At 37.0% G+C, this 4858-nt stretch carries 5 protein-coding genes; 1 reads left to right on the top strand and 4 read right to left on the bottom strand.

Translation table 11 applies throughout. From position 1 onward, the window contains the following. Positions 1 to 68 precede the first annotated feature (68 nt). From VLB74_RS12975 to VLB74_RS12965, 3 genes are all read right to left on the bottom strand, one after another. Entirely contained in the window at positions 69 to 941 is an 873-nt protein-coding gene (locus tag VLB74_RS12975; RefSeq protein WP_325203880.1) for a nucleoside phosphorylase, read from the bottom strand. An 84-nt stretch (positions 942 to 1025) separates the two neighbouring features. Continuing rightward, positions 1026 to 1358, bottom strand: a complete 333-nt coding sequence (locus VLB74_RS12970) for a translation initiation factor (RefSeq protein WP_325203879.1) — start codon at positions 1356 to 1358, stop codon at positions 1026 to 1028. A gap of 114 nt (positions 1359 to 1472) precedes the next feature. Beyond that, positions 1473 to 2426: an isopenicillin N synthase family dioxygenase gene (locus VLB74_RS12965; RefSeq protein ID WP_325203878.1), complete on the bottom strand. Its 954-nt coding sequence runs from the start codon at positions 2424 to 2426 to the stop codon at positions 1473 to 1475. Positions 2427 to 2647: 221 nt separating this feature from the next. Between VLB74_RS12965 and VLB74_RS12960 the strand changes: the two genes are divergently transcribed. After that, on the top strand, positions 2648 to 4624 hold the full coding sequence (locus tag VLB74_RS12960) for an alpha-ketoacid dehydrogenase subunit alpha/beta (protein WP_325203877.1): 1977 nt from the start codon (positions 2648 to 2650) through the stop codon (positions 4622 to 4624). Between the two features lie 45 nt (positions 4625 to 4669). Here the strand turns inward: VLB74_RS12960 and VLB74_RS12955 are convergent. Then, on the bottom strand, positions 4670 to 4858 hold a 189-nt coding region (locus tag VLB74_RS12955; RefSeq protein ID WP_325203876.1), incomplete at its 5' end, for a 7(1) septoil knot domain-containing protein.

Here is a 4858-nt window from a genome sequence, read left to right as displayed (position 1 = left end):
GTTTGTTAAAGTAATGATTTATGTATTTGTGATTACTATTCTGTAAATCAGATGGTTGTTTGTTTTATTTACCCAGCCAATTTGTTCAAAACGTAAATAATCAACGCATCTACAGCTTTGTAAGGATCTTCACTGAAAGTTCCATTGGCACGATTTGCTATGATGGCATTCATGGATAAAGTTTCGTGCCCCAGTAATTTTCCTAAACCGTAAATGGCTGCAGTTTCCATTTCAAGATTCGTCATTCGGATTCCTTTATAATTGAAATTATCCATTTTTCCATTCAATTGTTCATCCTGAATATTTAAACGTAAAACACGGCCTTGCGGACCGTAAAATCCTCCGGCAGTTCCGGTAAAACCTTTGTGAGTCGAGTCGCTTTCAATCAACTTTGACAGTTTTTCACTTCCTTTTACAACATAAGGTCTTCCTTTTCGTAAATCCCAATTTGTATGACTGATAAAAGCGTCTTCAATTTCATTATCTGTTACAGGATCAATTAAATAGGAGCGTAGCATGTTGTCTAATCCGATAGCGTATTCGGACATGACGATACTGTCTACCGGGATATCAGCCTGTAAAGAACCGGATGTTCCGATACGAATAATGTTTAGGGATGTTAAATTGTTTTTTGGCTGACGCGTATTTAAATCGATGTTTACCAATGCATCCAATTCGTTCATTACAATATCAATATTGTCCGGACCAATTCCGGTAGATATGACGGTCAGGCGTTTGCCTTTGTAGGTCCCGGTTTGTGTTTTAAATTCTCTTTTTTGAGTCGAAAACTCAACGGTGTCAAAGAATTGTGTGATTTTTTCCACACGATATTGATCGCCAACAAAGATAATGTCATGTGCAATGTTTTCCGGTTTGAGGTTTAAATGATAAACACTTCCGTCGGGATTTAGTATTAATTCTGATGATTTTATATCTGCCATAATCGTTCTGGATTATTTAGTTTCTGAGTTACTGAGTTGTGTGTTTTTAGCAGCTCAATGCGATTGCGGGTTCAAGCTTATTAATCAACCGCCAACGCGTTTAACCTTGAAGCCTTTCTCTTTAAGAATTATCATGATTTTATCGCGGTAATCTCCCTGAATAATAATAGATTCGTCTTTAAAACTTCCTCCAACGCTGAGTTTCGTTTTAATCTCTTTAGTTAATATTTTAAAATCTTCGATATCACCTTCGTAACCTTCAATGATTGTTGTCGCTTTGCCTTTTCGCTTTTCATACTTGCAGATTAAAGGTTCTTTTTGAATGAAAAGTGTGTGTTCTTCCTCCTGAACTTCTTCCGGTTCATTAGAAGGGACGTGGTCGGGGAAAAGGTTCTTTAGTTGGTCTTGTAAATCCATAAAATGTGAAATTCCAAATTTTGTAAATCGTAACCTTCAAAGTTATTTAAAAATTAAATTCCAAACCCCAATTTGACTTGGAATTTGGAATTTATTATATGGAACTTAAAAAGTTTATTTTTTGATCAATCCTAAATCAACCAAACGTTCGTATAAGAAATCTCCGGCAGTGATGTCTTCATATAATTTAGGATGATTTTCATCAATGCAGTTATCCAGACAATTTAAAGGCATTTCACTGATTGGATGCATGAAAAACGGAATAGAATAACGGGATGTTCCCCATAATTCCCTCGGCGGATTAACAACCTGATGAATAGTGGATTTCAATTTGTTATTAGTATGACGGGATAACATATCGCCAACGTTAATAACCAATTCATCCGGTTCTGCAATAGCGTCAATCCATTGTCCGTCATGATTTTGTACCTGCAATCCTTTGCCTTGAGCACCCATTAAAAGCGTAATCAGGTTGATATCACCATGAGCAGCAGCACGAACGGCTCCGTCTTTAGGTTCGTCAGTGATTGGAGGGTAGTGGATTGGTCTTAAGATACTGTTACCGTCTTTGATGAATTTGTCAAAATAAAATTCGTCTAATCCGATATAAATGGCTAATGCTCTTAAAACATATACACCGGTTTTTTCAAGCATCTGATAAGCTTCTTTACCTACAGAGTTGAATTTTGGCAATTCGGTTACGTTTACATTTTCAGGGTATTCTGAAGCGTATTTTGAATCTTCGCCTACATACTGACCAAAATGCCAGAATTCTTTCAAATCTCCTGCGGAACGTCCTTTAGCATGTTCCTTTCCAAAAGAAACATAACCTCTCTGTCCTCCGATACCCGGGATTTCATATTGGCTTTTAACATCCAGTGGAAGGTTGAAGAAACTGCGAACTTCACCATAAAGCTCGTCTACTAATTTGTCATCTAAAAAATGACCTTTTAATGCTACGAAGCCAATATCCTCGTAGGCTTTTCCGATTTCATTTACAAATTTTTGTTTACGTGCCGGATCATCCGACAGGAAATCACGTAAGTCAACACTAGGAATGTTTTGCATTGTACTTAGTTTTTGTTAATAAGTTTTTCGGTTTGAAACCATTATAAAAACAAATGTATAGAATTAAATTTGGAAAAAAATAATAAAGTTGCCAACAAATCGAAAGTTTGCAAAAGTTGAAACTAAAATCGGATTGATTTATTCTAAATAAAATATCAAACAAATTGGTCTAAAACTGTTATTTTTTATACTTTTGGGAGCGTTTAAAAAAGCACAATAAAATGAATTTTGACAGAAAGAATCTGACCAACGAACAATTATTAGATTTATATAAAAAATTAATCAAACCAAGATTAATTGAAGAGAAGATGTTAATCCTTATCCGTCAGGGTAAAGTTTCCAAATGGTTCTCCGGAATTGGCCAGGAAGCTATTTCAGTCGGTATTACTTCAGTACTGGATAAAGACGAATATATTATGCCGATGCACCGTAATTTAGGCGTTTTCACAACCAGAGAAATTCCGCTTCACCGCTTATTTTCACAATGGCAGGGAAAACGCAACGGATTTACAAAAGGACGTGATCGTTCATTCCATTTTGGTACACAAGAGTTTAACATCATTGGGATGATTTCGCACCTTGGTCCGCAGATGGGGGTTGCTGACGGTATCGCTTTAGCTAATAAATTGAAAAAAAATGGTAAGGTTACGGCTGTGTTTACAGGGGAAGGCGCTACTTCTGAAGGCGATTTTCATGAAGCATTGAATGTTGCTTCAGTTTGGGACCTGCCTGTTTTATTTGTGATTGAAAATAATGGTTATGGTTTATCGACACCAACTAATGAACAATATCGTTGTAAACAATTGGCTGATAGAGGAGTTGGATACGGAATGGAAAGCTATGTGATAGACGGAAACAATATTTTAGAAGTTTACAATTTGATTTCGGATTTAAAAGCTTCCATGATTGAAAATCCTCGTCCGGTACTTTTGGAGTTCATGACTTTCCGTATGCGCGGACATGAGGAGGCGAGCGGTACGAAATACGTTCCTCAAGAATTGATGGATATGTGGGCCATTAAAGATCCGGTAGAAAATTATCGTAACTATTTAAAAGCGACTGCCGTTTTATCAGAGGAAGCTGATGAGGCATTCAGAGCAGAAATTAAAAAAGAAATCGATACGGATTGGGCAAAAGTTCAGGAAGAGCCTGCGATTGTTGCGGATTTAGATGAAGAATTAAACGATGTGTATGCTCCGTACACATTTGAAAATATAGAACCTAAAGGCGAAGCCGAGAATATCCGTGTGATTGATGCTATTTCACAAGGATTGAGTCAGTCAATGGAACGTCATCCTAATTTAGTTGTGATGGGACAAGACATCGCAGAATATGGCGGTGCATTCAAGATTACTGAAGGATTCGTAGATAAATTTGGAAAAGACAGAGTACGTAACACACCAATCTGTGAAAGTGTTATCGTTTCTGCGGCAAACGGATTATCGATTAACGGACATAAAGCCGTTGTGGAAATGCAGTTTGCTGATTTCGTATCGACAGGTTTTAACCCGATTGTAAATTTATTGGCGAAACAACACTACCGTTGGCAGGAGAAATCCGATGTGGTGGTGCGCATGCCTTGCGGTGGCGGAACCCAGGCGGGACCTTTCCACTCACAAACCAATGAGGCCTGGTTTACCAAAACTCCGGGATTAAAAGTAGTTTATCCTGCATTCCCTTATGATGCAAAAGGATTGTTGGCAACAGCAATTAATGACCCGAACCCGGTAATGTTCTTCGAACATAAACAATTGTACAGAAGTGTTTACCAAGACGTTCCAAAAGATTATTATACATTGCCATTAGGAAAAGCGTCTTTACTTAAAGAAGGTAGCGACGTGACGATTATTTCTTTTGGAGCAGGTGTACATTGGGCTTTGGAAACTTTAGCTAAACACACTGAAATTTCAGCTGATTTATTGGACTTACGTTCTTTACAGCCATTGGATTGGGAAGCGATATATGCTTCTGTTAAGAAAACAAACCGTGTGATTATTCTTCAGGAAGATACATTGTTTGGCGGTGTGGCGAGTGATATTTCTTCAATGATTATGGAAAACTGTTTTGAATACCTTGATGCTCCGGTAAAACGCGTTGGAAGTTTAGAATCGGCTATTCCGTTTATGAAATCGTTGGAAGATCAATATTTACCGAAAGAACGTTTTGAAAAGGAGTTACTGGAATTGTTGAAGTATTAAATATAAAATCCCTAGCGTGAGTTAGGGATTTTTTTATTACAGATGTTAATACATTAAGTGTATTTTTTCTTTGTTTCTCCAACCAGCCTGACTTTTATATTCTACAAAATATATTTTTAAGTCGGCCTGACTTTCATATTCCACAAAATATATTTTTTTATCAGCTTGGCTTTCGTATTCTGTAAAAAACCAATTTCCATCATTTTTATCCACTTCGCTTTGGTGTTTTACTTT

This window comes from Flavobacterium sp. (assembly GCF_035456225.1).
Taxonomy (GTDB): Bacteria; Bacteroidota; Bacteroidia; order Flavobacteriales; family Flavobacteriaceae; genus Flavobacterium.
This window is presented reverse-complemented; position numbering and strand designations above follow the sequence as displayed.